This window comes from Pseudomonas fluorescens (assembly GCF_001307155.1).
Classification (GTDB): Bacteria; Pseudomonadota; Gammaproteobacteria; order Pseudomonadales; family Pseudomonadaceae; genus Aquipseudomonas; species Aquipseudomonas helvetica.
Genome location: NZ_CP012830.1, coordinates 3828544 through 3851907, shown reverse-complemented (window position 1 = coordinate 3851907; position 23364 = coordinate 3828544). Strand labels below are relative to the sequence as shown.

Sequence of the window (23364 nt, the reverse complement as noted above, 5' to 3'; positions counted from 1 at the left end):
GTGCAGCCGTGAGTATCAATCCCTGGACCCGGCATCGCTGAAACGGATGTCCTGATGCAGCTGTCGCAGCCCTGCGCGCAGCCTCAAACCTTGTTCGTCAGCAACCCTGGCACCGCGTGCAGCAAGGCATTGATGGCGAAACCGGTGAACATTACCCCGCAAATCCGGGTAATTGCCAGCTCATGACGCTGATACAACATGCGCACCCGACGAGTGCCCACAATGCCGATCAGAATAGCGTATGCGGCGATACCGCCAACGAAACTCGGAAAGATCAGCTATGGACATGCCGGGAGTGCGCCCGGTCACGGAGTGAAAAACTTCATCCCGGCATAAGGTCTCTGGCGGCACGCCTCAAGTCGCGACACCAGATCCCCGACATGGGCCTCGATCTTGTGCCCATCCGGATCCAGAAAATAGAACACCACGCTGCAGTCCAGATCAGTGACCGCCGGGGTCAGATGGTTGAGGCCGGAGAGCATGCAGGAATACCTTGTGGGTGATGTTTTGAATCAAAGGTTCTGGGGGCAACAGACAAATGGGGCTAGCAGCGCCCCCCTGACAGCGATGTAGTATGTTGTATTACAAACCACTACATCGAGACTGCCATGTCCGTCATGTCTTTGCGCCTGCCAGACGAAATCGCCGAGACTCTCGCCAATTTGGCTAAAGCGACAGGCCGCAGCAAATCTTTTCTCGCCGTAGATGCGCTACGTGAATACCTGGCTCGAGAGGCCTGGCAAATCGAAGAAATCCAACATGCCTTAAAAGAGGCTGACGCTGGAGATTTTGCCAGTGACGAAGACGTAAATGCCTTGGCCCGCAAGTGGGCAAACAATGCGCGTTGAGTGGCTGAAAACCGCACTAAAAAATATTGATGACGAAGCCGCTTACATCGCGCTGGAAAGTCCAAAAGCCGCAGCTGACTTCGTCAAAGCCATCTTCACCAGTATCGAGCACCTTGCCCAATTTCCTGCGATTGGCCGTGAAGGCCGTCTGCCCGGCACTCGAGAGTGGGTACTAGCCGATCGCCCCTACGTCATCCCTTATAGAGTCCGCCAAGGGCGTTTGCAGGTTCTGCGAGTGTTCCACACCCGCCGTCTACCCCCCGGAACATGGTAGGTCTCAACCTGTGTCATGAGCCCTGCAATTCTTTCGGAACAACATACCGCTGACCGTCATACCGTAGCGTCGTCAGTACCGTTTTCCCCACTGTATCTTTGGATTCGCATTCGCCATTTTTCACCGAGTCTTGCGAGCCGGTGGTCACCGATTTAACGATCAGGTCGGCAAAGCCGTGGCTGCTGGTTTTGGCTATATCCAGAGTGCGTTTGATGTTCGAGAACTCGCCCGCACAGTTGGTATCCCACTCACCGCTAGCGGATTCGATCACCAGTTGCTCCAGTACCGGGCGCAGCGTGTTGCCTTCGCGAACATACAGCGACAGTTGGGACTCGCCGAAAGGATTGGCCCGCGACGAGCCAGTGAAACCTGCCCGCACGCCGAACGCTCGCAGATCGGAGGTGAGTTTGTAGCGCGCGGTATCGATGCTCAGCCCATCGAACCGGATGGCATCGGAGCTGAACACCGAGGCTTTGGAATAGTGGGCCAGCGGCTTGCCATCAACGTTGGACACCACCGCCAGTTTCAAGTCGTACATACCCATGCCGTCAGGCTCATCGCTATGAGTCGAGTCCGGCTCAATCTGCGACAGTGCAGTGATAGTCTGGCCGCTGTAGGCCGGCCAGTCCTTGCACACCGAATAACCCGGTACACCCTCGGGCAATGGCGGTGTTACACACTCGGCATACGCCTGGGTCGCGCCCAGCGCACCACTCATTGCCACACATCCCAACCAGCTGTATTTCAAGGTCATTCCCTGTTCCTTGTGAACGTCATCAATCGATAAAAGATCAGCCCTGCACTATCGCCCGCCCGGTCTGCCGATTCAACCCGTTCGATACAGCAGTTCAAAACGCGCTGCGAAAGATCTCCTCGATCTGCCGCTGATCTGCCGCCCGTGGATTGGTCAGGCCGCAGGCATCTTTCAAGGCGTTGGCGGCAAGGATCGGAATGTCTTGCAGCTTGGCGCCGAGGTCGCGCAAACCGCCGGGGATTTCCACATCCCTGGCCAACGCGCGGATCGCCACGATGGCCGCTTGGGCGCCCTCTTCCGGACTGACACCGAGGGTGTCGGCCCCCAGAGCCTGCGCCACTACCGCCAGGCGTTCGGCGCAGACCGCGGCGTTGAAGCTTTGTACGTGCGGCAGCAGTACCGCGTTGCACACACCGTGGGGCAAGTCATAAAAGCCGCCCAACTGGTGCGCCATCGCGTGCACAAACCCCAACGAAGCATTGTTGAATGCCATACCGGCGAGGAACTGCGCATACGCCATGTTTTCCCGGGCGATCATGTCGCTGCCGTCGTGCACGGCCAAGCGCAGGTTGCGGCTGATCAGCTCGATGGCTTTCAGTGCGCAGGCGTCGGTGATCGGGTTGGCGGCCGTGGAAACGTAGGCTTCGATGGCGTGGGTCAAGGCGTCCATGCCGGTAGCGGCGGTCAGGCCCTTGGGCATCGCCGCCATCAGCGCCGGGTCGTTGACCGACAGCAGCGGCGTGACGTTGCGGTCGACGATGGCCATTTTCACGTGGCGCGATTCGTCGGTGATGATGCAGAAACGGGTCATCTCGCTGGCAGTGCCGGCGGTGGTGTTGATCGCGATCAGCGGCAATTGCGGCTTGGCTGATTGGTCGACGCCTTCGTAATCGGCGATCTTGCCGCCGTTGGTGGCGCACAACGCAATGCCTTTGGCGCAATCGTGGGGCGAGCCGCCGCCCAGGGAAATCACGCAATCGCACTGGCTGCGCTGCAGCAGTTCCAGGCCGCTCTCGACGTTGGCGATGCTCGGGTTCGGTTTGGCACCGTCGAAAATCACCGAGTCGATGTCCTGCATCGCCAGTTTTTCAGCGATCAACCCTGCCACGCCAGCCTTGGCCAATCCTGCGTCCGTCACGATCAAGGCCTTGCGAAATCCATAGTTGCGAATGGCATTCATGGCTTCGTCGAGGCAACCGGTGCCCATGATGTTCACGGCAGGAATGAAAAACGTGCTGGTCATCACCAATCCTCTTCGATAGAGCCGAACCGGCAACCCCGATTCAGCGGAGGCCCAAAGGATCGACCCATCCGTTACCGCGCATCTTGATCTGGCTCAACACCCGGTCGTGATAAAGTCTGCGCCCTGCACTCCACCCGCTTGAGATGACCGACGCGATGACCGATTTCCAGGAATTTGATGCCCGACTAGAAGACTGGAATGCGTTGCGCGCAACCACCCCGTTCAGCGGCCTGCTGGTGGGCAACGGCGCCAGCCGTGCGGTGTGGGATGACTTTGGTTACGACTCGCTGTTCGAGAACGCCCGCACGGTCGAAGAAAAGCCGTTGAGCCAGTCCGAACTGAGCGTGTTCGACGCAATGCAAACCCGCAGTTTCGAGCAAGTGCTTAGTGCACTGAAAACCACCAGCCGGGTCAACAAGGCCCTGGCCGTGAGCTCCGCCGCGCCGCGCAATCGCTACTACGCAATCAAGGAAGCGCTGATCAACACCGTGCACGCGGTGCACATCCCGTGGCGTCTGGTACAGCCGTCAAGCCTGGCGGCAATCAATCAGGAATTGAGCACCTATCCGACGGTGTTCACCACCAACTACGACTTGCTCAATTACTGGGCGATCCAGCACCAACCCAATACCATCAGCGACCTATTTCACGGCACCGAGCCGAGCTTCGACCTGAGTACCAGTACCGCGGATAAAACCCGCCTGCTCTACCTGCACGGCGGCTTGCATCTGGTGCGCAACCAGGACGGCACCGCGCGCAAACTGACCTCGACGGAGGGCACACTGCTGGGCAGTTTTGCGATCAACAACACGATCAAGACGCTGGACGACGTGCCGCTGTTCGTCAGCGAAGGCAGCTCTGAAGACAAGCTCAAGACCATCCGCAGTTCGGATTACCTGTCGTTCTGCTACGACCAGTTACTCAAGCAAAGCGACGCGCTGTGCATCTTCGGCCACAGCCTGGGCAAGCAGGACGCTCACATCGTGCATGCGCTGCGCCAGGCACAACCGAAGACCGTGGCGATCTCGATTTACCCGCGCAGCGCGGCGTTCATCCAGAGCCAGAAGCGGCATTACGCGAAGGTGTTTGAAGGGACCGGTGTGGCGCTGAGGTTTTTTGATTCGAAGAGCCATGCGTTGGGTAGCCCAACACTGAGTGTGCCGGTCGAACGCTGACACCTGTGGCGAGGGAGCTTGCTCCCGCTCGGTCGCGCAGCGGCCGCAAACCAGAATGCGCGGTGTGTCTGACGCAATCGTGTTGCTGATTTCGGGGCTGCTTCGCACCCCAGCGGGAGCAAGCTCCCTCGCCACAAAAGCTGTGCTCTCAAGTCAGAACCTGCAGCTCCAGCTCACTCCTCGCCGCGATGCAGCACCAGCAACTGCGCCTGCACCTCGCCCACCGAGCGCAGGCGATGCGGTTCTTGCGCGTTGAAGTGCAGCGCATCGCCACGGTTCAAAATCACCCGTTCGCTCATGAAGTCGACTTCGACCTGGCTTTCATGGACAAACAGAAACGAGCGTCACGGGCTGCATTCCCACGCAGAGCATGGGAACGATCATCAGCAGCCTTTAAAACACCGGCAACGTCTTGTCCTTGATCACCTTGGTCGGCCCGTTGGCCTTGACGCTGGCGATGCCTTTTTCCAGTGCGGTGTCTGAAGAATAGGCTTCACTGCTGCCGATGATCTGATGATTGGCAGCCGTGAGATTGAAGTAAGGATGGCCATCCTTGGTGGTTTTTTTCTCGTAGCGTTCATCCAGTGGGCTATTGGCCTGAACCGAGGCGATGCCGTCATCAGCAGCGCTGCGCGTGGTGTACAGCTCGCTGGTAAGAATGGTCTCGGCGTTGGCCGCCTTCAGCACAAAGCGGAACTGGCCAGTGATGCTTTTGCTCAACTCGTACCATCCGGACATGCTCGTTCTCCTTGGAGATTGAGAGGTTCGCGCTTCAGAGTAAAGACCAGGTCGGGGTTTCTGTCGCCTGTACCGGCCTCATCGCGGGCAAGCCTTGCTCCTACGGTTCAATAGCGTTTGTGCGCACCGCGCAGGAGCAAGGCTTGCCCGCGATGGGGCCCTCAAGATCAATACAAACCCACTTACTTCACCACCGCGCGCACCACCGATAACTCCGGCGTCGTCACCCGGCGCTGGCTCAGGTAACGCGTGCAGCTGACCCGCAGGAACGAGGCGAAGTTCACCACTTCGCCCCGGTAGTCCATCACCTCTTCGTAGAGCTTGGCGATCAACTGGTTGGTGGTCATGCCATCGACTTCGGCGATCTCGCTGAGGATGTCCCAGAACTGGTTCTCCAGCCGCAGCGTGGTCACCACCCCGCAGATGCGCAGCGAGCGCGAGCGTGACTCGTAGAGGATCGGGTCGGCTTTGACGTACAGCTCGCACATGCGCAGGCCTCCGCTTACAAAGTGATTTTGGTGCCCAGCAGACCAAGGAAACCGGCCAGCCAGCTCGGGTGTGCCGGCCAGGCTGGAGCCGTCGCCAGATTGCCCTGAACGTGGCCTTGCGTCACCGGGATATCGATGAACGTGCCACCGGCCAAACGCACTTCTGGCGCACAGGCCGGATAAGCGCTGCATTCGCGACCTTCAAGAATCCCCGCCGCCGCCAACAATTGCGCACCATGGCAGACCGCCGCAATCGGTTTGCCGGCCTTGTCGAAAGCTTGCACCAGTTGTAGGACTTTTTCGTTCAGGCGCAGGTATTCCGGCGCCCGCCCACCCGGCACCAGCAACGCGTCGTAGTCCGCCGCATCGACCTTGGCGAAGTCGAAGTTCAGTGCGAACAGGTGACCGGGTTTCTCGCTGTAGGTCTGGTCGCCTTCGAAGTCATGGATCGCGGTGCGCACGGTCTGCCCGGCGGTTTTGTCCGGGCAGACCGCGTGCACTGTGTGACCGACCATCAGCAGTGCCTGAAACGGCACCATCACTTCGTAGTCTTCGACATAATCGCCGACCAGCATCAGAATTTTTTTCGCGGCCATGGGGATGACTCCTCTGGTAAAAATTGGGCAGGAAGGAGTATTCAAGGTAGTCCGAATCCAGCGAGGCGGGTAATAACCAGCTACTACGTAAAGCAGCGCACTCCCTGTAGCACGCAGATGCCTTTGTGGCGAGGGGGCTTGTCCCCGTTGGGGCGCGCAGCGGCCCTCAACCCCTACACCGTTTTCTTTCAGACAAACCGCGTCAATCTGTTTACGACTGCTTCACCCGAACGCGGACCGGCCGACGGGGGCAAGCCCCCTCGCCACAGGATTTGCGGTTGCTTCAAAACTGTACGTGTCACTCTGTGCCTAGCTGTAGCAGCGCTGCGCTCAAGGTTTATGGCTAGATGAACACTCTCCCGCCACTTCAGAATTCTGGTTACCGTTATGTCCTCCCGCGAAAACACCGGCATGGCGCTGGGCCTGCTCGGCGTCGTCATCTTCAGCCTGACCCTGCCCTTCACCCGGATCGTGGTGCAAGAAGTCCATCCGCTGCTCAATGGCCTGGGCCGAGCGTTGTTCGCGGCGATTCCGGCGGCGATGTTGTTGCTCTGGCGTCGGGAGAAATGGCCGACCTGGAAACAGATCAAAGGCCTGACGCTGGTGATTGCCGGAGTAATTCTAGGTTTCCCGGTACTCTCGGCCTGGGCGATGCAAACACTGCCGGCGTCTCATGGCGCACTGGTCAACGGTTTGCAGCCCTTGTGCGTAGCGCTGTATGCAGCGTGGTTGTCCCATGAGCGACCGTCGAAAGCCTTCTGGGCCTGTGCCGCATTGGGCAGCGCGTTGGTCCTGGGTTACGCCTTGATCAGCGGTGCCGGCAGCATCCAGGCCGGTGATCTGTTGATGCTCGGGGCGATTGCCATCGGTGGTCTGGGTTACGCCGAAGGTGGCCGGTTGGCCAAGGAGATGGGCGGCTGGCAAGTGATCTGCTGGGCGCTGGTGCTGTCGACACCGCTGTTGATCGGCCCGGTGACGTATCTGGCGCTGCAGCACCAAGGCGAGATTTCGGCGAAAACCTGGTGGGCCTTCGGTTACGTGTCGCTGTTCTCGCAGTTCATCGGCTTCTTCGCCTGGTACGCCGGGCTGGCGATGGGTGGCATCGCCCGGGTCAGTCAGATCCAGTTGCTGCAGATCTTCTTCACCATCGCCTTCTCGGCGCTGTTCTTTGGCGAACACATCGAACCGATTACCTGGCTGTTTGCGGTCGGGGTGATTGTCACCGTGATGCTCGGGCGCAAGACGGCAGTGCGCCCGGCGCAACCGGGTACGTTACCGGCGGGTATTCAGATCAAGCCGTTCAAATAAGCAGCCCATCGGCTCGCAGCAGCGTTTCCAGACAATGCTCGCTGATGTGGTAGAACGCCTTGAGCTCCTGGATTTTCACCAACAGCTGGGCCGGGTCCACCGGCTCCGCACGTTTGACTGCCAGGATCATCTTGTTCTTGTTGGTGTGGTCCAGGGAGATGAACTCGAAGACCTTGGTTTCATACCCGCAGGCCTCGAGGAACAACGCCCGCAGGCTGTCGGTGACCATTTCCGCCTGCTGACCGAGGTGCAAACCGTATTGCAGCATCGGCTTGAGCAGCGCCGGGCTCTGGATTTGCAGGCGAATCTGCTTATGGCAGCACGGCGAGCACATGATGATTGCCGCACCGGAGCGGATGCCGGTGTGGATCGCGTAGTCGGTGGCAATGTCACAGGCATGCAGGGCGATCATCACGTCCAGCTCGCTCGGTGCCACGCTACGCACATCACCACATTTGAACACCAGCCCCGGATGCTCCAGGCGCGCGGCAGCGGTGTTACACAGAGTGACCATGTCTTCGCGCAACTCGACACCGGTGACCACGCCTTCGGCGTGCAAGGTGTTGCGCAGGTAATCGTGAATGGCGAAGGTCAGGTAGCCCTTGCCTGAACCGAAGTCCGCCACCCGTACCGGTTTATCCAGCGCCAGCGGTGAAGATGTCAGCGCATGGCTGAAGACTTCGATGAACTTGTTGATCTGCTTCCACTTGCGCGACATCGCCGGAATCAGCTCGTGCTTGCTGTTGGTTACACCGAGATCCGCGAGGAACGGTCGGGTCAGGTCGAGGAAGCGGTTCTTCTCGCGGTTGTGCTCGGCGGACGGCACTTCGCGCAGTTGCTGGGGCTTGCTCTTGAACAGCGAGCTCTTGCCCTTCTTGCTGTATTCGAGCTGGGCTTCATCGGTCAGCGCCAGCAGGTGAGCGTTCTTGAAGTCCTGCGGCAACAGCGCAGCAATCGTCGCGATGCCCTCTTCGACCGGAAAATTCTTGGTGATGTCACGCGTCTTGTAGCGATAGACGAAGGACAGGCACGGCTGATCCTTGACCGTCAGCTGCTTGATGATGATTCGCTGCAAGTCGACTTCAGCGCCGACGTACTTGGCCAGCACCAGTTTGATGAAGGCGTTCTGCGCCAGGCTGGTGCTCAGCAGGTCGATAAATTGCGCGTGATGATCCGGCGTGAGGCTGGCGGGAGTTGCGGTAACAGACATGTAGAAAGCGCCTCGGGCGGTGCGGATCGGGGAATGACCGGTATTTTAGGGGGGATGGCGCGTCGGGACACGCAGTTATTTACGAACGGTGCACATCCTGTGGCGAGGGAGCTCGCTCCCGCTCGGTTGCGAAGCAGCCGCAAGACAGGCAACCGCGATTACCTGATGGCCTATGTTTACTGGTTTTAGGGCCGCTTCGCGCCCCAGCGGGAGCAAGCTCCCTCGCCACAAAGTTCCCGGTTCTAAATCCCAGAACCAGCTTCAGCCCAACACCACCAACCGGTTCGGTAACTCATTGCGCGCCTGCGTCACCGGCACATGCACCTTGAGCAACTCGCCACAGGCCTCGATGCAGGTGACAAAGCCCTGCAACGTCTGGCCCTGTTTTACCTGCCGGGTGAAGGCTGCGACGATCGGATCCCAGCTTTTGGCAGGCAGCCGCCTGGAAATCCCTTCGTCCACCAGAATCTCCACATAGCGCTCGGCTTCACAGACGAAAATCAGCACGCCGGTGCCGCCGACGGTGTGGTGCAGGTTCTGCTCCAGAAACTGCCGACGCGCCAGGTTCGAGGCGCGCCAATGGCGCACCGACCGGGGGATCAGGTGGGTGGTGATCGACGGAATCCGAAACACCAGGCACAGCACGATAAAACTCACCCACTGCACCAGCAGCAAGCTGTGCATGTTCAGCCAGCCGGTAACGTAGTGCACGATGCCCGGCACGATCAACGCCAGCAGGCTGGCCCAGAGCAGCGGGATGTACGCGTAGTCGTCGGCCCGGGCCGCGAGCACGGTGACCAGTTCAGCGTCGGTGTCGCGCTCGACACGCGCGATGGCCTCGGCGACTTTGCGCTGTTCGTGTTCCGTCAGTAATGCCATGGTTTTGAATGCTCGCTCATTATTGTTATCACCAGCCGCCCGACGAACCGCCGCCCCCGAAACTGCCCCCGCCGCCGCTGAAGCCGCCGCCCCCTCCCAAACCGCCGCCAAAGCCTCCGCCGCCAAACCCGCCGGAACCTCCGCGACCGCCGCCACGGGGCAGGATACCGAGCATCTGCATGATAGAAATCGTCAGGATAAACAGCACCGCCAATAACACGAATACTGTCGGATGACGCCCGATAAAGTCGCTGCCCTGATCTCCGCCCGAATCATATATCGTCGACGGTTCATCCAGTGGGCTGCCGCCCAGTACCACCAGCATCGCGGCAACGCCGTCACTGATGCCTTTGCTGAAATTGCCGGACTTGAACGCCGGAGTGATCACCTGATTGATGATCACCGAACTTTGCGCATCGGTCAGCCGATCCTCCAGGCCATACCCGACTTCGATCCGCAGCTTGCGCTCGGCGCGAGCGACGATCAACAAGGCGCCGTTGTTCTTGCCCTTCTGACCGATGCCCCAGTAGCGCCCCAGCTGATAACCATAATCATCGATGCTGGTGCCTTGCAGGTCCGGCAGCGTCACCACCACCAACTGCTCGCCGGTGGCCTGTTCGTGGGCCTGGAGTTGCTGAGTCAGTTGCGCGCGCACCGCAGGCTCGATCATCTGGGCGTTATCCACCACCCGACCGGTCAGCGCCGGAAACTTCAGCTCGGCCTGAGTGGTGATGGCAAAGATCCAAAGCATCACCACCAGGCTGATTTTCAAAACGCGCATTGGCACCTCATCCCTAATGGCTCATGCCTCATGGCTCTTTCCTCATGATTCATGGGGTGGTATCCCGACAGCACTGAAAACCCGCCGGGAACCTGCGCTGATCAGAACTTCACTTGCGGCGCCTTGTCGGCACCCGGGCTGGTGGCCTCGAAGGTGTCGCGCAACGGCAGGTCGCTGTACAGCACGCTGTGCCACAAACGGCCTGGGAACGTCCGCAGTTCAGTGTTGTAGTTCTGCACCGCCAGGATGAAATCCCGGCGCGCCACGGCGATGCGGTTTTCGGTGCCTTCAAGTTGCGATTGCAGCGCCAGGAAGTTCTGGTTGGCCTTCAGGTCCGGATAACGCTCGGACACCACCATCAAACGGCTGAGGGCGCCACTGAGCTGATCCTGGGCCTGCTGGAACTGTTTGAGTTTTTCCGGGTTGTCGAGGGTGCTGGCATCGACCTGAATCGAGGTCGCCTTGGCCCGCGCTTCGACCACCGCCGTCAGGGTCTCCTCTTCATGTTTGGCGTAACCCCTGACCGTTTCCACCAGATTGGGGATCAGGTCGGCGCGACGCTGGTACTGGTTCTGCACTTGCGACCAGGCCGCCTTGGCCTGCTCGTCGAGGGTCGGTATGGTGTTGATGCCACAGCCGGCCAGAACCGTGCTGAGCACCATCAATACTGCTATTTGCCAGCCCGAACGATAGCGCTGTTGTACATTCATGCGAGTGATGCTCCCTTGCCCATTACCCTGGAAATATTCCTGCGCGCCTTCAACTCGAACTCTTGGGGCATAATCTGCCGCCGCCACTGGATTGCATCGGGCCAATCGGCTAAAAGATGCCCAGCGCTGAAAGAGTTTAGAAGTTTGCGGCATTTAGTCGAACAACAACAGACGCCCCCTAATTTTTGGCTGACCGGCGCGTAACCACTGCGTCCGTTTAGGCTTTTGAGATCACTATTCATGAAGAAGCTGTGTTTGCTGGGCCTTGCCATCGGCCTGGCCAGTCACTCGGTATGGGCCGACACAACGCCTGCACCGATTGAAAACAAGGACGCTTTCATCAGCAACCTGATGAAGCAGATGACCCTGGAAGAAAAGATCGGCCAATTGCGCCTGATCAGCATCGGCCCGGAAATGCCCCGCGAGCTGATCCGCAAGGAAATCGCCGCCGGCAACATCGGCGGCACCTTCAACTCGATCACGCGCCCGGAAAACCGTCCGATGCAGGACGCGGCCATGCACAGCCGGTTGAAGATCCCGATGTTCTTCGCCTATGACGTGATCCACGGCCACCGGACCATTTTCCCTATCCCCCTGGCCCTGGCCTCGAGCTGGGACATGGACGCAATTGGCCGTAGCGGGCGCATTGCCGCCAAGGAAGCCGCGGCCGACAGCCTCGACATCACCTTCGCGCCGATGGTCGACATCTCCCGCGACCCGCGTTGGGGCCGCACCTCCGAAGGTTTCGGCGAAGACACTTATCTGGTCTCGCGCATCGCCAAAGTGATGGTCAAGGCCTATCAGGGCGAGACCCCGAGCGCGGCCGACAGCATCATGGCCAGCGTCAAACACTTCGCCCTGTACGGTGCGGTCGAAGGCGGTCGCGACTACAACACCGTCGACATGAGCCCGGTGAAGATGTACCAGGACTACCTGCCACCGTACCGCGCCGCGATTGATGCCGGCGCCGGTGGGGTGATGGTTGCGCTGAACTCGATCAACGGCATTCCGGCCACCGCGAACATGTGGCTGATGCAGGACCTGCTGCGCAAGGAGTGGGGCTTCAAGGGCCTGGCGGTCAGCGACCACGGGGCGATCTTCGAGCTGATCAAGCACGGCGTGGCCCGCGACGGGCGTGAAGCGGCGAAGCTGGCGATCAAGGCCGGCATCGACATGAGCATGAACGACACCCTGTACGGCAAGGAACTGCCAGGGCTGCTGAAGTCCGGCGAGATCCAGCAAAGCGACATCGACAACGCCGTGCGTGAAGTGCTGGGTGCCAAGTACGACATGGGCCTGTTCAAGGACCCTTACCTGCGTATCGGCAAGGCCGAGGATGATCCGGCCGACACTTACGCCGAAAACCGTCTGCACCGCGCCGAGGCCCGTGACGTTGCACGTCGCAGCATGGTGTTGCTGAAGAACCAGAACGAAACCCTGCCGCTGAAGAAGACTGCGAAAATCGTTCTGGTCGGCCCGCTGGCCAAGGCACCGATCGACATGATGGGCAGCTGGGCTGCCGCCGGTAAACCGGAACAGTCGGTCACGTTGCTCGACGGCATGACCCGTGCCCTGGGTGATCAGACCAAGCTGACCTACGTCCGTGGCGCCAACATCACTGAGGACAAGAAAGTCCTCGATTACCTGAACTTCCTCAACTTCGATGCCCCGGAAGTGGTGAATGACCCGCGTTCGGCGCAGGTCATGATCGACGAAGCGGTGAAAGCCGCGCAGCAGGCTGATGTGGTGGTGGCGGCAGTCGGGGAATCCCGTGGCATGTCCCACGAATCGTCGAGCCGTACCGATCTGAACATCCCGGCCAACCAGCGCGACCTGATCAAGGCCCTGAAAGCCACCGGCAAACCGTTGGTGCTGGTGCTGATGAACGGCCGTCCGCTGACCATTCTCGACGAGAAGGACCAGGCTGACGCGATTCTCGAAACCTGGTTTACCGGTACCGAAGGCGGCAACGCCATTGCTGACGTGCTGTTCGGCGACTACAACCCGTCCGGCAAGCTGCCGATCAGCATCCCGCGTTCGGTGGGGCAGATTCCGACCTACTACAACCACCTGAGCATCGGTCGCCCATTCACCCCTGGCAAACCGGGCAACTACACCTCGCAGTATTTCGATGACACCACCGGTCCTCTGTTTCCATTCGGCTACGGTCTGAGCTACACCAGCTTCAGCCTGTCGGACATGGCCCTGTCGTCGACCACGCTGAACAAGTCCGGCAAGATCGACGCCAGCGTGACCGTTAAAAACACCGGCAAGCGCGACGGCGAAACCGTGGTGCAGCTGTACATTCAGGACGTGGTCGGTTCGATGATTCGCCCGCTCAAGGAACTGAAAAACTTCCAGAAAGTGATGCTCAAGGCCGGCGAACAGAAAGTCATCCACTTCACCATCGACGAGGACGACCTGAAGTTCTACAACGCCCAGCTCAAATATGCAGCAGAACCTGGCAAGTTCAACGTGCAGATCGGCCTCGATTCCGAGGACGTGACGCAGCAGAGCTTTGAGTTGCTTTAACCCCCCTGAAATCTGGCGGGCTCTTGTGGCGAGGGGGCTTGCCCCCGTTGGACCGCGAAGCGGTCCTAAGACCGGCAAACTCGTTCTGTCCTGAGAATGAGTTTGCAGGTTTTATGGCTGCTACGCAGCCAAACGGGGGCAAGCCCCCTCGCCACAGTTCCACGTAACCGGCTATCCCCGCCGATCCAGCAGATTCACCACCATCCGATCCACCCATCCCCACACCCGCTGCTTGATCCGTCGCCACAACGGTCGGCGTTGCCATTCCTCAAGACTGACCCTATGACTCAGGGCAAAGTCCCTCTCGAAACTCGCCGCCACTGCCAGGCTCAACGTCGGATCGAGGGCTTCGAGGTTGGCCTCCAGGTTGAAGCGCAGATTCCAGTGATCGAAATTGCATGAGCCAATGCTCACCCAGTCATCGATCAGGACCATTTTCAGGTGCAGGAAACACGGCTGGTACTCGAAGATCTTCACCCCGGACTTGAGCAAGCGCGGGTAATAACGATGCCCGGCGTAGCGCACCGACGGATGATCGGTGCGCGGCCCGGTCAGCAGCAGGCGCACATCGATGCCCCGTGCAGCAGCCTTGCGCAGCGAGCGGCGGACTTTCCAGGTCGGCAGGAAGTAAGGCGTGGCCAGCCAGATTCGCTGCTGACCGCTGTTCAGTGCACGAAACAGCGATTGCAGGATGTCCCGATGTTGCCGGGCGTCGGCATACGCTACCCGCCCCATGCCTTCACCCATCGGCGGCACCCGTGGCAGACGCGGCAAACCGAAATGGGAGGCAGGTTTCCAGGCGCGGCGGTGGCGGTTGGCGATCCATTGGCGGTCGAACAGCAACTGCCAGTCGAGCACCAGCGGGCCGCCGATTTCCACCATCACTTCATGCCACTCGCTGGTTTCGCAACCTGGGGTCCAGAACTCGTCGGTGACGCCCGTGCCGCCGACCACCGCCAGCGACTGATCGACCAACAGCAACTTGCGGTGGTCACGGTAAAGGTTGCGCACCCAGCGCCGCCAGCTCAGGCGATTGTAGAAACGCAGCTCCACGCCGGCCTCGATCAGGCGTCGCCGCAGACTCAGGGTGAATGCCAGGCTGCCATAGTCATCAAACAGGCAACGCACGCGCACGCCGCGCTCGGCAGCTTGCACCAGCGCCTGCACCATCGCCTCGGCACAGGCGCCCGCTTCCACCAGGTACAGTTCCAGTTCGACCTGTTCCCGCGCAGCGGCAATCGCCGCCAGCATCCGTGGAAAAAACTGCGGCCCGTCGATCAACAGCTCATAGCGATTGCCGTCGCGCCAGGGAAACACTGCACCGCTCATGTCAGCGCGCCGTGAAAATCAGCACCGCACCCACCGGTACCGACGAACTAATGGCCGACAGGCCGGCGACTGTGCGCAGGGTTTCCAGCCCTGGCAGCAAATCGAAATCCTCCGCTTTAATGACCAGCGGTTCCAGGGTCACCACTTGAAAGCGCCGATCATCGAGGCGTGTCGCCAGCAACTCGGCGCTGTACGCGTGCTCTTTGCCGTGAAGGCTGACCGTCAGTGGCAAACGCAATTCGAGTTGCGCACCGGGGGCCAGATCCTTGATCGGCCGCAGATCGATCTGCGTGCTGATCAGCGCTTCAGGGAACGTCTTGATCTCGAACAGCTCTTTGCGCATGCGCTCATCGCGCAGCGGAATGCCGCTGTTGATCGACTCCAGTTCGACCTGCACTTGCGCCTGGCCGTTGGCATCGACCTTGCCATGCAGCACCAGAAAGCGCTGAACTTCGGAGAGGTTGGCGTTCTTGGTGGAGATAAACGACAGACGTGAAGACTCACCGTCCAGATACCAGTCGGCGTGGGCTGGCGAGGTAACGAAAGCCAACGGCAGCAAGGCCAGGGCTGTGCAGCAAAACCGCTTGAACATAAACACTCATGGGCAAGTAAACCTGAGCCGAACCTTAGCCTGAGTGAACGCGCTTGCAAACCGCGCAAGGCAAAAGACCGCCTCTATGGGTTCAACCGACACCCCTGACGAATCCCCAGCCACGCGGCGATATGACTGCGCCCCATGCCGCTGACCGTCACGCGTTTGTTGGGAGCGTCATCGAGAAAACTGCTGACGGGCACGTACTGCGTCACATAGCCCTGGCAATAATCCGCCGGGTTGTTCTCGACATACCGGCACGAGCAATATTCCTTGGCGGTGTAGGCGCTGATGATGTCGGGAAATGCCCACAAAGCGACCCGTTCCTGCCAGATCCAGCCGAGCAGCACGACACTCAACAACAGCAGCATGCTGAGCCGTGGTCGACGAAGAATAATTCCAGGATTCATGGCTGCACCTTCTGCGCAAATGCCGCCAGTGCCAGCCTGAGCAATTCGTTGTGCCGGTAACTGCCGTCGCGATCATCGCCATAGCGCACGATCACCAGGTTCTCGCTGGGCACCACGTACAGCGCCTGCCCCCAATGGCCGAGTGCGGCAAAGGTGTCATCGGGTGCGTCTTCCCAGGGTCTTTCGGCGCCGCCGACCGCCCGATTGAGCCACCAATGCCCGCCGGGAACGGCTTCATCCTGATTGGCCTTGAAGCGCATGAACGGTTGGCGGTTGAACTCGACCCAGTCCTTTGGCAGCAACTGCCGGTTACCCCAGCGACCGTCGCGCTGCATCAACAGGCCGATCCGCGCCAGATCGCGCGCCGTCATATAGGCATAGGACGAGGCAACAAACGTCCCCGTGGCATCGGTCTCCCAAACAGCACTGCGTATCCCCAAGGGGCCGAACAACGCGGTCCATGGATAGTCGGCATAGCGCTGCGCACCGACCATGGTCTTCAGCGTTGCGGACAATAGATTGCTGTCACCGCTGGAATAACGAAACGCCTGACCCGGCGGGCTGAACTCGTCATGGCCGGCAGCAAACGCGGCGATGTCCTGGCGTCCATGGGTGTAGAGCATCGCCACTATCGAAGAATTCAGCGGTGCATATTCATAGGTTTCCTGCCAGTCCAGCCCCGAGGCCCAATGCAGCAGATCCGCGATGGATACATTCGGATGGCCCTGCAAGGGTGGATAAAACTTCACGGCCGGGTCCTGCAATTTGAACAAGCCTTCGCCATAGGCCACGCCCAGCACCGTGGCCATCAGGCTTTTACTGACGGACCAGGTCAGGTGCGGTGTCTCGGCTGTGGTTGGGCCGGCGTAGCGTTCGTAGATCAATTGCCCGTCACGAATCACCAGCAAGGCATCGGTGCGAACGCCTGTGCGGCTGCCGTCGTCGCGCGGTGCAAAGGCGTAATCTTCCAGGGCCTGAAGCGCCGGACCACTGATTTTCGGGCCGGGTGACCATTGCTCGGCAGGCCAGTTTTCCGCCAGAACCGGAAGGCTGGCCAGCAACAGGAACAGCAGAGTCAGGCGTTTGAACACGGTAGGCACTCAGAGGGATTAACCCTCTGAGCGTAGTCGAGGCAGATGACGGTTTCGAATGTAAGTACCCAACCAGCAACTACTCAGCTTCCGTAGCAGCTGGGGCGCTAGTCAGATCCCGCCAACGCCTTGGCCAACCGCTTGGCCCGGGCTCCCGCCGCCAGATCGAGCACCGCCTGATCGCGCGTCCACAACGCCGCCCATTGTGGCGGTCCGGCGGCAAAGGCTTCATTGAGTGCAGACTTGAGCCCATCGAACTGCGCAAACAACCCGCCCAGCAACACATGCCCGGCGCTACTGTTCGGTGGTTGGCGGCTGACTTCCGCACACCCGGCCAACAGTGCCAGCAGCTTCAGTTGAAGGTCTTGCGGCCAGGCGCTGTCCTGACCCACACCGTACAGCCAGGCACTCATTGCGCTGAGTACATAGATGTCTTCCAGGGTGCGGAACGGTTTGACGTACGCGTCCCAGCCATCTCCAGCGAGCAGTTCACACAGCGCGTTGTCGAGAAACAGCCGGCCATGGCTGATGTCCGGCATCAAGGCAATGGCCGGCAGCTTTTCAACCCGTACGCCGGGTTCGCCGGGATACACCACCGCCAGACTCAAACGCGCTGACTCGCCCTGCTCTTCGCTGCGTGCGGCGATCAACAGCCAGTCTGCCGCATCACCCGCAGTCACGAAATCCTTGCGCCCGCTCAAACGCAAATCCTTGAGCCGGGTTTGCAGGTCTGCCGGGCGCAGGCTGCGCTGCTCAGTCGCACACAATGCCCCCAGGCTCGGCGGTGCGCTGGGCCACAACATACGCAACGCCGCCTGGTATCCCACCAGAAAGGCCAATCCCGGTGTTGCCATCATCCGCCCGCCACGCACCGCCAATTCGAACGGCGTCACCGCACCCAATACCTGCAGCAACGTCGCATACCCCTCTGCCAGGTCGGGGTTTTCGGGCTGGCGCTGGTTACAGTTCAACAAGACTTGCCAAGGCATAAACGGGTCCTCTGGGGGCTGTCACACAAGCATCACCAAAGCTTCATGGCGATGACACCGGGGCTACATAGCCTGACTTTGCACAACAAAGTCGATCGACTGCAACCCAAGACGGGTGAGCAGCCCGTACGGAGATTCGCAATGACTCAGATCGCCCGCATCAGCGACACCGGCAATGAACGCCGCCTGCAAGCCGAACGCCTGATCGGCGCCGAGGCGTTGCAGGAAGCCCAGGCCCTGCGCTTCAACGTTTTCAGTGGCGAGTTCAACGCCAAGCTCAAAGGCGCAGAGTTGGGTCTGGACATGGATGACTATGATGTTCACTGCGCCCACATTGGCGTGCGTGATTTGAATAGCGGACGCCTGGTAGCAACCACGCGTTTGCTCGACCATCAGGCCGCCAGCAGCCTGGGGCGTTTTTACAGCGAAGAAGAATTCAGCCTGCACGGCCTGGTCCATCTGCAAGGGCCGATCCTGGAGATCGGTCGCACCTGCGTCGACCCGGCCTACCGCAACGGCGGCACCATCGCCGTGCTCTGGGGCGAGTTGGCCGAAGTGCTGAATCAGGGCGGCTACAGCTACCTGATGGGCTGCGCGAGCATCCCGATGCAGGACGGCGGTATTCAGGCCCAGGCGATCATGCAGCGCTTGCGTGAACGCTATCTGTGCACCGAACACCTGCGCGCCGAACCGAAGAAACCGCTGCCGGCCCTCGACATTCCGTCCAACGTGATCGCCGAAATGCCGCCACTGCTCAAGGCCTACATGCGCCTGGGCGCGAAGATCTGCGGTGAGCCGTGCTGGGACGAAGACTTCCAGGTCGCCGACGTGTTCATCCTGCTCAAGCGTGACGAACTGTGCCCGCGTTACGCCAAACACTTCAAGGCGGCAGTCTGATGAGCCGGCTGCGGGTGTACGCGCGGATCGCGCGAGTGCTGCTGGTGGTCGCGCTGGGCTTGAGCATGGCCAGCGTGTTCGGGCTGTTCGAACGCATGGGGGTGGCCAACTCGATGGTGCGGCGCCAACGCTGGTCGCGTTTTTTCATGACCCGTCTGAGTAACGCCCTGCCCTTTCGCGTGACGGTTCACGGTGAACTGCCGCAAAAGCCGATGCTCTGGGTCAGTAACCATGTGTCCTGGACCGACATTCCGCTACTGGGCATGCTCACGCCCTTGTCCTTCCTGTCCAAGGCCGAAGTGCGTACCTGGCCGGTCGCCGGCTGGCTCGCGGCCAAGGCTGGCAGCCTATTCATTCGTCGAGGTTCGGGTGACAGCCAACTGATCCGCAAGCAGATGAGCCGCCACCTGGAGCAAGCCCATCCGTTGCTGATGTTCCCGGAAGGCACCACCACCGATGGCCGTTCGTTGCGCACCTTTCATGGTCGCTTGCTGTCGGCAGCCATCGACGCGGACGTGGCGCTGCAACCGGTGGCCGTTCGTTATCTGCGCGACGGCCAGATCGACCCGCTCGCCCCGTTCATTGGTGATGACGACTTGCTCTCGCACTTGATGCGCTTGTTCGCCAACGATCAGGGCGACGTCGAGATCCATCTGCTCAAACCGATTGCCTGCCACGGTCAGGAACGCGCGGCGCTGGCGTTTGCGGCGCAACAAGCGGTGCAGAAGGCGTTGTTTGGCGACGTGGCAAAACCTGCGGAACCACGACGCGCTGGCGAACTGATTGCCGCATGATCCCGATCCCGACCCAATCCCGTAGGAGCAAAGCTTGCTCGCGATGAACGATGACGCGGTGGTTCAGAAAAACCGCGGTGCATCGATCGCGAGCAAGCTTTGCTCCTACGGATACGGATTCAGGCGCTCCAGATGGTCTTGTGCAAAAAACTGAAGCTGCGGATAGAACAACCGAAAGTCCTCGCTCAACGGCTCATACAGCCGCTGCAATTCCTCCATCGCTGCAGCCAGTTCTTCAGGCCGTGACAGGCGCCGTGAAATCCCCCGCAGCACCTGGTCCAGCACCGCAAACTCCCGATAAGAACCAAGCCAGTCATTCGCCTCCATGTGCGGGGCAATCTGCGCGAGTCGCCCTGGCAGCTGCGGTTCGGCAGCCAGCACCCGGTACACATCCGAAGTGAACTGCTCCAGCGGCTGGTCCGCGTAAAGCCTCCAGTCCCGCGCCAGGCAATGGTCGAAAAACACATCGAGCACGATCCCGGCATAACGCCGTCGCGTCAGCGTAAAGCGCGACAACGCCAGGTCGACCAACGGATGGCGGTCGGTAAACACGTCGATGCTGCGATGCAGCTGAATGGCCGCTTCGATCTCCGGATTGAACTGCCCTTGCAGCCGCCCCTTGACGAAATCGCCATACAAACTGCCGAGCATTTGACCGGGGCGCTGGCCACCGAGATGAAGATGTGCGAGATAGTTCATGCCGCGTAGCTTAGCACTGCGCCCTCAATATCGTTATAACCCGATATACCGATTTAGGCTGTCATCAGATCAAAATCATATTGGTATATCGCGAAATACCGATTTAAAGTTCGCCTCATCGCGATATAACGTTTTACCCAACCCGAGCACTGCCATGTCCACCATTGACCTCGACGAAATAATAAAAGCCCTGGCGCACCCGGTACGGCGAGAAATCCTGCACTGGCTCAAAGACCCGACCGTCGAATTCCCCGACCAATCCCACAGCAACGAGCACGGCGTCTGCGCTGGGCAGATCGATCAACGTTGCGGTTTATCGCAGTCCACCGTTTCCGCCCATCTGGCGACCCTGCAACGCGCCGGCCTGATCAGCAGCCGTAAAGTTGGCCAGTGGCATTTTTTCAAACGCAACGAGGAAACCATTCAGGAATTCCTCCGCACCTTCAGCAAAGAGCTCTGACCCTTTCGCCGATAAGGAATCAACAATGCCCCTCTCGCTTCTCATTCTGGCCCTCAGCGCCTTTGCCATCGGCACCACCGAGTTCGTCATCATGGGCTTGCTGCCCGATGTGGCGGCCGACCTTGGTGTGTCGATCCCTGGCGCCGGGTGGCTGGTGACCGGCTACGCCCTGGGCGTGGCCATCGGTGCGCCGTTCATGGCACTGGCCACCGCCAGACTGCCACGCAAGGCTGCGCTGGTCGCGTTGATGGGCATTTTCATTGTCGGCAACCTGCTCTGCGCCCTCGCCAGTGATTATCAGGTGCTGATGTTCGCCCGTGTCGTCACCGCCCTGTGCCATGGCGCGTTCTTCGGTATCGGCTCGGTGGTGGCGGCAGGTCTGGTGCCTGCCAACAAACGGGCGTCGGCCGTTGCATTGATGTTCACCGGCCTGACCCTGGCCAACGTGTTGGGCGTACCGCTGGGCACTGCGCTGGGTCAGGAAGCTGGCTGGCGCTCGACCTTCTGGGCAGTGACCGTGATCGGCGTGATTGCGCTGATCGGCCTGATCCGTTTCCTGCCGGCCAAACGTGACGAAGAAAAACTCGACATGCGCGCCGAACTGAGCGCCCTCAAAGGGGCCGGTATCTGGCTGTCGTTGAGCATGACCGCACTGTTCGCCGCATCGGTCTTCACCTTGTTTACCTATGTCGCACCGCTGTTGGGCGAAGTTACCGGTGTCTCGCCACGCGGCGTGACCTGGACCCTGATGCTCATCGGCCTGGGCCTGACAGTCGGCAACATCATCGGCGGCAAGCTGGCTGACAAAGGCATGGCGGCGACACTGATTGGCGTGTTCATCAGCATGGCGGTGGTCTCCACCGTGCTGACCTGGACCAGCGTCGCAGTGATCCCGACCGAAATCACCCTGTTCCTCTGGGCTACCGCGTGCTTCGCCGCCGTCCCCGCCCTGCAAGTGAACGTAGTGACCTTTGGCAAGGCGGCACCGAACCTGGTGTCGACCCTGAACATCGGCGCTTTCAATGTCGGCAACGCACTCGGAGCCTGGGTTGGCGGCAGCGTCATCGCCCATGGTTTCGGCCTGACCAGCGTGCCCCTCGCGGCCGCTGCGCTGGCGATCCTGGCGCTGCTGGTGACCCTGATTACTTTCCGTCAGAGCGGTAATCCCGAACTGGCTCCTGCTACCAACTGATACCTCACGAGGGTTGTATTAAATGACGACTATTTTCGATCCGATCAAGCTTGGCGACCTGCAACTGGCAAACCGCATCATCATGGCGCCACTGACTCGCTGCCGCGCCGACGAAGGCCGTGTACCGAACGCACTGATGGCTGAATACTATGTGCAGCGCGCATCCGCCGGCCTGATCCTCAGCGAGGCCACCTCGGTCACGCCGATGGGCGTCGGCTACCCGGACACCCCGGGCATCTGGTCCAACGACCAGGTGCGCGGCTGGAGCAACGTGACCAAAGCGGTCCACGGCGCCGGCGGCAAGATCTTCCTGCAACTGTGGCATGTGGGCCGGGTTTCCCACCCGTCCTACCTGAACGGCGAAGCTCCGGTTGCACCGAGCGCCATCCAGCCAAAAGGTCATGTTAGCCTGGTTCGCCCACTGGCCGACTACCCAACGCCACGCGCACTGGAAACCGCTGAAATCGCCGACATCGTCGACGCTTACCGCGTCGGTGCGGAAAACGCCAAGGCTGCCGGTTTTGACGGCGTGGAAATCCACGGCGCCAACGGTTACCTGCTCGACCAATTCCTGCAAAGCAGCACCAACCAGCGCACCGACAATTACGGTGGCTCCCTGGAAAACCGTGCTCGCCTGTTGCTGGAAGTGACCGACGCTGCCATCGAGGTCTGGGGCGCAGGTCGCGTCGGTGTGCACCTGGCACCCCGCGCCGACTCCCACGACATGGGCGACGACAACCTGTCCGAAACCTTCACCTACGTCGCTCGCGAACTGGGTAAACGCGGCATCGCGTTCATTTGCTCCCGCGAGAAAGAAGCTGGCGACAGCCTCGGCCCACAACTGAAAGAAGCCTTCGGCGGCGCATACATTGTCAACGAACGTTTCACCAAGGACAGCGCCAACGCCTGGCTCTCCAGCGGCAAGGCCGATGCGGTCGCCTTCGGCGTACCGTTCATCGCTAACCCGGACCTGCCGGCACGCCTGAAAGCCGATGCACCATTGAACGAACCGCGTCCAGAACTGTTCTACGGCAAGGGTCCGGTCGGCTACATCGACTATCCGACGCTGTAAACTCCGTTTAAATAAAGAAGCCCCGGGTAGAAATACCCGGGGCTTCTTTATTGGAAAACGCTCAACTAATGAAACAACATCAACATTGCACCGACACTGACAGCGGGGCTAACTTCAACCACCAACACGACTAACACGTTATCTAACATGGACGCCCCCGCACACAAACTTATTATCACACTGACACTCAGCAACCTCACTGACTCGATAGTCTGACGCAACGACGTCATGCTGGATGACACCCCGTCAGCCTTCCCTTCCAACGTCATGCCACTTAGCACACAGCTGATCGTCCTGGAGGGC

The 23364-nt window shown here is 60.2% G+C and carries 25 protein-coding genes and 3 pseudogenes; 10 read left to right on the top strand and 18 right to left on the bottom strand.

From position 1 onward, the window contains the following. Window positions 1-83: 83 nt before the first annotated feature. Together AO353_RS29860 and AO353_RS31380 are read right to left on the bottom strand one after the other, a co-directional pair. Window positions 84-278 (bottom strand): annotated as a pseudogene (locus AO353_RS29860) (LysE family translocator); the annotation flags it as partial. A gap of 27 nt (window positions 279-305) precedes the next feature. After that, window positions 306-422 (bottom strand): annotated as a pseudogene (locus AO353_RS31380) (glutathione transferase); the annotation flags it as partial. Window positions 423-608: 186 nt separating this feature from the next. On the opposite strand from AO353_RS31380, the gene relB reads away from it, so the two are divergent. Both relB and AO353_RS29855 read left to right on the top strand, forming a co-directional pair. After that, the gene (relB, locus tag AO353_RS17435) at window positions 609-848 is read left to right on the top strand and encodes a CopG family ribbon-helix-helix protein (protein WP_054596077.1); all 240 of its coding nucleotides are present in this window, start codon (window positions 609-611) and stop codon (window positions 846-848) included. After that, window positions 838-1122 carry a type II toxin-antitoxin system RelE/ParE family toxin gene (locus AO353_RS29855; protein WP_081013749.1) on the top strand — a complete coding sequence of 95 codons (285 nt, stop codon included), beginning with the start codon at window positions 838-840 and terminating at the stop codon, window positions 1120-1122. The genes relB and AO353_RS29855 overlap by 11 nt, the downstream gene beginning before the upstream one ends. Window positions 1123-1135: 13 nt before the next feature. On the opposite strand, the gene AO353_RS17430 is transcribed toward AO353_RS29855, so the two are convergent. Both AO353_RS17430 and yiaY read right to left on the bottom strand, forming a co-directional pair. Further along, window positions 1136-1876, bottom strand: coding sequence for a hypothetical protein (locus AO353_RS17430; RefSeq protein WP_054596076.1), 741 nt, complete (start codon window positions 1874-1876; stop codon window positions 1136-1138). A 94-nt stretch (window positions 1877-1970) separates the two neighbouring features. Then, window positions 1971-3119 carry an L-threonine dehydrogenase gene (gene yiaY / locus AO353_RS17425; RefSeq protein ID WP_054596075.1) on the bottom strand — a complete coding sequence of 383 codons (1149 nt, stop codon included), beginning with the start codon at window positions 3117-3119 and terminating at the stop codon, window positions 1971-1973. Between the two features lie 155 nt (window positions 3120-3274). Between yiaY and AO353_RS17420 the strand changes: the two genes are divergently transcribed. After that, window positions 3275-4294: a DUF4917 family protein gene (locus tag AO353_RS17420; protein WP_054598258.1), complete on the top strand. Its 1020-nt coding sequence runs from the start codon at window positions 3275-3277 to the stop codon at window positions 4292-4294. A 173-nt stretch (window positions 4295-4467) separates the two neighbouring features. Here the strand turns inward: AO353_RS17420 and AO353_RS29845 are convergent. The 4 genes and pseudogenes from AO353_RS29845 to AO353_RS17405 all read right to left on the bottom strand — a co-directional run. Beyond that, window positions 4468-4632: pseudogene (locus AO353_RS29845) on the bottom strand (cupin domain-containing protein); the annotation flags it as partial. A 55-nt stretch (window positions 4633-4687) separates the two neighbouring features. Continuing rightward, window positions 4688-5032, bottom strand: coding sequence for a YegP family protein (locus AO353_RS17415; RefSeq protein ID WP_054596074.1), 345 nt, complete (start codon window positions 5030-5032; stop codon window positions 4688-4690). Window positions 5033-5214: 182 nt separating this feature from the next. Then, window positions 5215-5520 carry a ribbon-helix-helix domain-containing protein gene (locus tag AO353_RS17410; protein ID WP_054596073.1) on the bottom strand — a complete coding sequence of 102 codons (306 nt, stop codon included), beginning with the start codon at window positions 5518-5520 and terminating at the stop codon, window positions 5215-5217. Window positions 5521-5534: 14 nt separating this feature from the next. After that, window positions 5535-6116 (bottom strand): DJ-1/PfpI family protein, encoded by a 582-nt coding sequence (locus tag AO353_RS17405; protein ID WP_054596072.1) that lies wholly within the window; start codon window positions 6114-6116, stop codon window positions 5535-5537. 387 nt (window positions 6117-6503) lie between these two features. On the opposite strand from AO353_RS17405, the gene AO353_RS17400 reads away from it, so the two are divergent. Further along, window positions 6504-7424: a DMT family transporter gene (locus tag AO353_RS17400; protein ID WP_054596071.1), complete on the top strand. Its 921-nt coding sequence runs from the start codon at window positions 6504-6506 to the stop codon at window positions 7422-7424. On the opposite strand, the gene AO353_RS17395 is transcribed toward AO353_RS17400, so the two are convergent. The 4 genes from AO353_RS17395 to AO353_RS17380 all read right to left on the bottom strand — a co-directional run bounded on the left by AO353_RS17395 (window position 7417) and on the right by AO353_RS17380 (window position 11004). Continuing rightward, window positions 7417-8634: a class I SAM-dependent methyltransferase gene (locus AO353_RS17395; protein WP_054596070.1), complete on the bottom strand. Its 1218-nt coding sequence runs from the start codon at window positions 8632-8634 to the stop codon at window positions 7417-7419. The two genes, AO353_RS17400 and AO353_RS17395, sit on opposite strands and share 8 nt — an antisense overlap. A gap of 261 nt (window positions 8635-8895) precedes the next feature. Next, window positions 8896-9513 (bottom strand): TPM domain-containing protein, encoded by a 618-nt coding sequence (locus AO353_RS17390; RefSeq protein WP_054596069.1) that lies wholly within the window; start codon window positions 9511-9513, stop codon window positions 8896-8898. 28 nt (window positions 9514-9541) lie between these two features. Continuing rightward, window positions 9542-10294, bottom strand: coding sequence for a TPM domain-containing protein (locus AO353_RS31910; protein WP_054596068.1), 753 nt, complete (start codon window positions 10292-10294; stop codon window positions 9542-9544). A gap of 101 nt (window positions 10295-10395) precedes the next feature. Beyond that, window positions 10396-11004, bottom strand: a complete 609-nt coding sequence (locus AO353_RS17380) for a LemA family protein (protein ID WP_054596067.1) — start codon at window positions 11002-11004, stop codon at window positions 10396-10398. 240 nt (window positions 11005-11244) lie between these two features. On the opposite strand from AO353_RS17380, the gene bglX reads away from it, so the two are divergent. Next, window positions 11245-13536 carry a beta-glucosidase BglX gene (bglX, locus tag AO353_RS17375; RefSeq protein WP_054596066.1) on the top strand — a complete coding sequence of 764 codons (2292 nt, stop codon included), beginning with the start codon at window positions 11245-11247 and terminating at the stop codon, window positions 13534-13536. Window positions 13537-13707: 171 nt separating this feature from the next. On the opposite strand, the gene AO353_RS17370 is transcribed toward bglX, so the two are convergent. The 5 genes from AO353_RS17370 to AO353_RS17350 all read right to left on the bottom strand — a co-directional run bounded on the left by AO353_RS17370 (window position 13708) and on the right by AO353_RS17350 (window position 17947). After that, window positions 13708-14865, bottom strand: coding sequence for a phospholipase D-like domain-containing protein (locus AO353_RS17370; protein ID WP_054596065.1), 1158 nt, complete (start codon window positions 14863-14865; stop codon window positions 13708-13710). Between the two features lies 1 nt (window position 14866). Then, window positions 14867-15457: a YceI family protein gene (locus AO353_RS17365; protein WP_054596064.1), complete on the bottom strand. Its 591-nt coding sequence runs from the start codon at window positions 15455-15457 to the stop codon at window positions 14867-14869. 83 nt (window positions 15458-15540) lie between these two features. Continuing rightward, window positions 15541-15867, bottom strand: coding sequence for a hypothetical protein (locus AO353_RS17360; protein ID WP_054596063.1), 327 nt, complete (start codon window positions 15865-15867; stop codon window positions 15541-15543). Then, window positions 15864-16958: a serine hydrolase domain-containing protein gene (locus tag AO353_RS17355; RefSeq protein ID WP_054596062.1), complete on the bottom strand. Its 1095-nt coding sequence runs from the start codon at window positions 16956-16958 to the stop codon at window positions 15864-15866. Before AO353_RS17355 ends, AO353_RS17360 begins: the two co-directional genes overlap by 4 nt. A gap of 107 nt (window positions 16959-17065) precedes the next feature. Continuing rightward, complete coding sequence (locus AO353_RS17350; protein ID WP_054596061.1) at window positions 17066-17947, bottom strand: acyl-CoA dehydrogenase family protein; 882 nt, start codon at window positions 17945-17947, stop codon at window positions 17066-17068. Between the two features lie 141 nt (window positions 17948-18088). On the opposite strand from AO353_RS17350, the gene olsB reads away from it, so the two are divergent. Both olsB and AO353_RS17340 read left to right on the top strand, forming a co-directional pair. After that, window positions 18089-18844 (top strand): L-ornithine N(alpha)-acyltransferase, encoded by a 756-nt coding sequence (olsB, locus tag AO353_RS17345; protein WP_054596060.1) that lies wholly within the window; start codon window positions 18089-18091, stop codon window positions 18842-18844. Next, window positions 18844-19638, top strand: coding sequence for a lysophospholipid acyltransferase family protein (locus AO353_RS17340; RefSeq protein ID WP_054596059.1), 795 nt, complete (start codon window positions 18844-18846; stop codon window positions 19636-19638). Before olsB ends, AO353_RS17340 begins: the two co-directional genes overlap by 1 nt. Before the next feature lie 105 nt (window positions 19639-19743). Here the strand turns inward: AO353_RS17340 and AO353_RS17335 are convergent, their stop codons facing one another. Further along, a complete protein-coding gene (locus AO353_RS17335; RefSeq protein WP_054596058.1) occupies window positions 19744-20337 on the bottom strand; it encodes an ACP phosphodiesterase in 594 nt (197 codons plus the stop codon). Window positions 20338-20491: 154 nt separating this feature from the next. Here AO353_RS17335 and AO353_RS17330 point away from each other — a divergent pair, with 154 nt between their 5' ends. The 3 genes from AO353_RS17330 to AO353_RS17320 are packed head-to-tail and all read left to right on the top strand — an operon-like array spanning window position 20492 to window position 23061. Then, window positions 20492-20797: an ArsR/SmtB family transcription factor gene (locus AO353_RS17330; RefSeq protein WP_054596057.1), complete on the top strand. Its 306-nt coding sequence runs from the start codon at window positions 20492-20494 to the stop codon at window positions 20795-20797. A gap of 25 nt (window positions 20798-20822) precedes the next feature. After that, on the top strand, window positions 20823-21989 hold the full coding sequence (locus AO353_RS17325; protein WP_054596056.1) for an MFS transporter: 1167 nt from the start codon (window positions 20823-20825) through the stop codon (window positions 21987-21989). A gap of 22 nt (window positions 21990-22011) precedes the next feature. Continuing rightward, window positions 22012-23061: an alkene reductase gene (locus AO353_RS17320; protein WP_054596055.1), complete on the top strand. Its 1050-nt coding sequence runs from the start codon at window positions 22012-22014 to the stop codon at window positions 23059-23061. The last annotated feature ends 303 nt before the right edge of the window (window positions 23062-23364 follow it).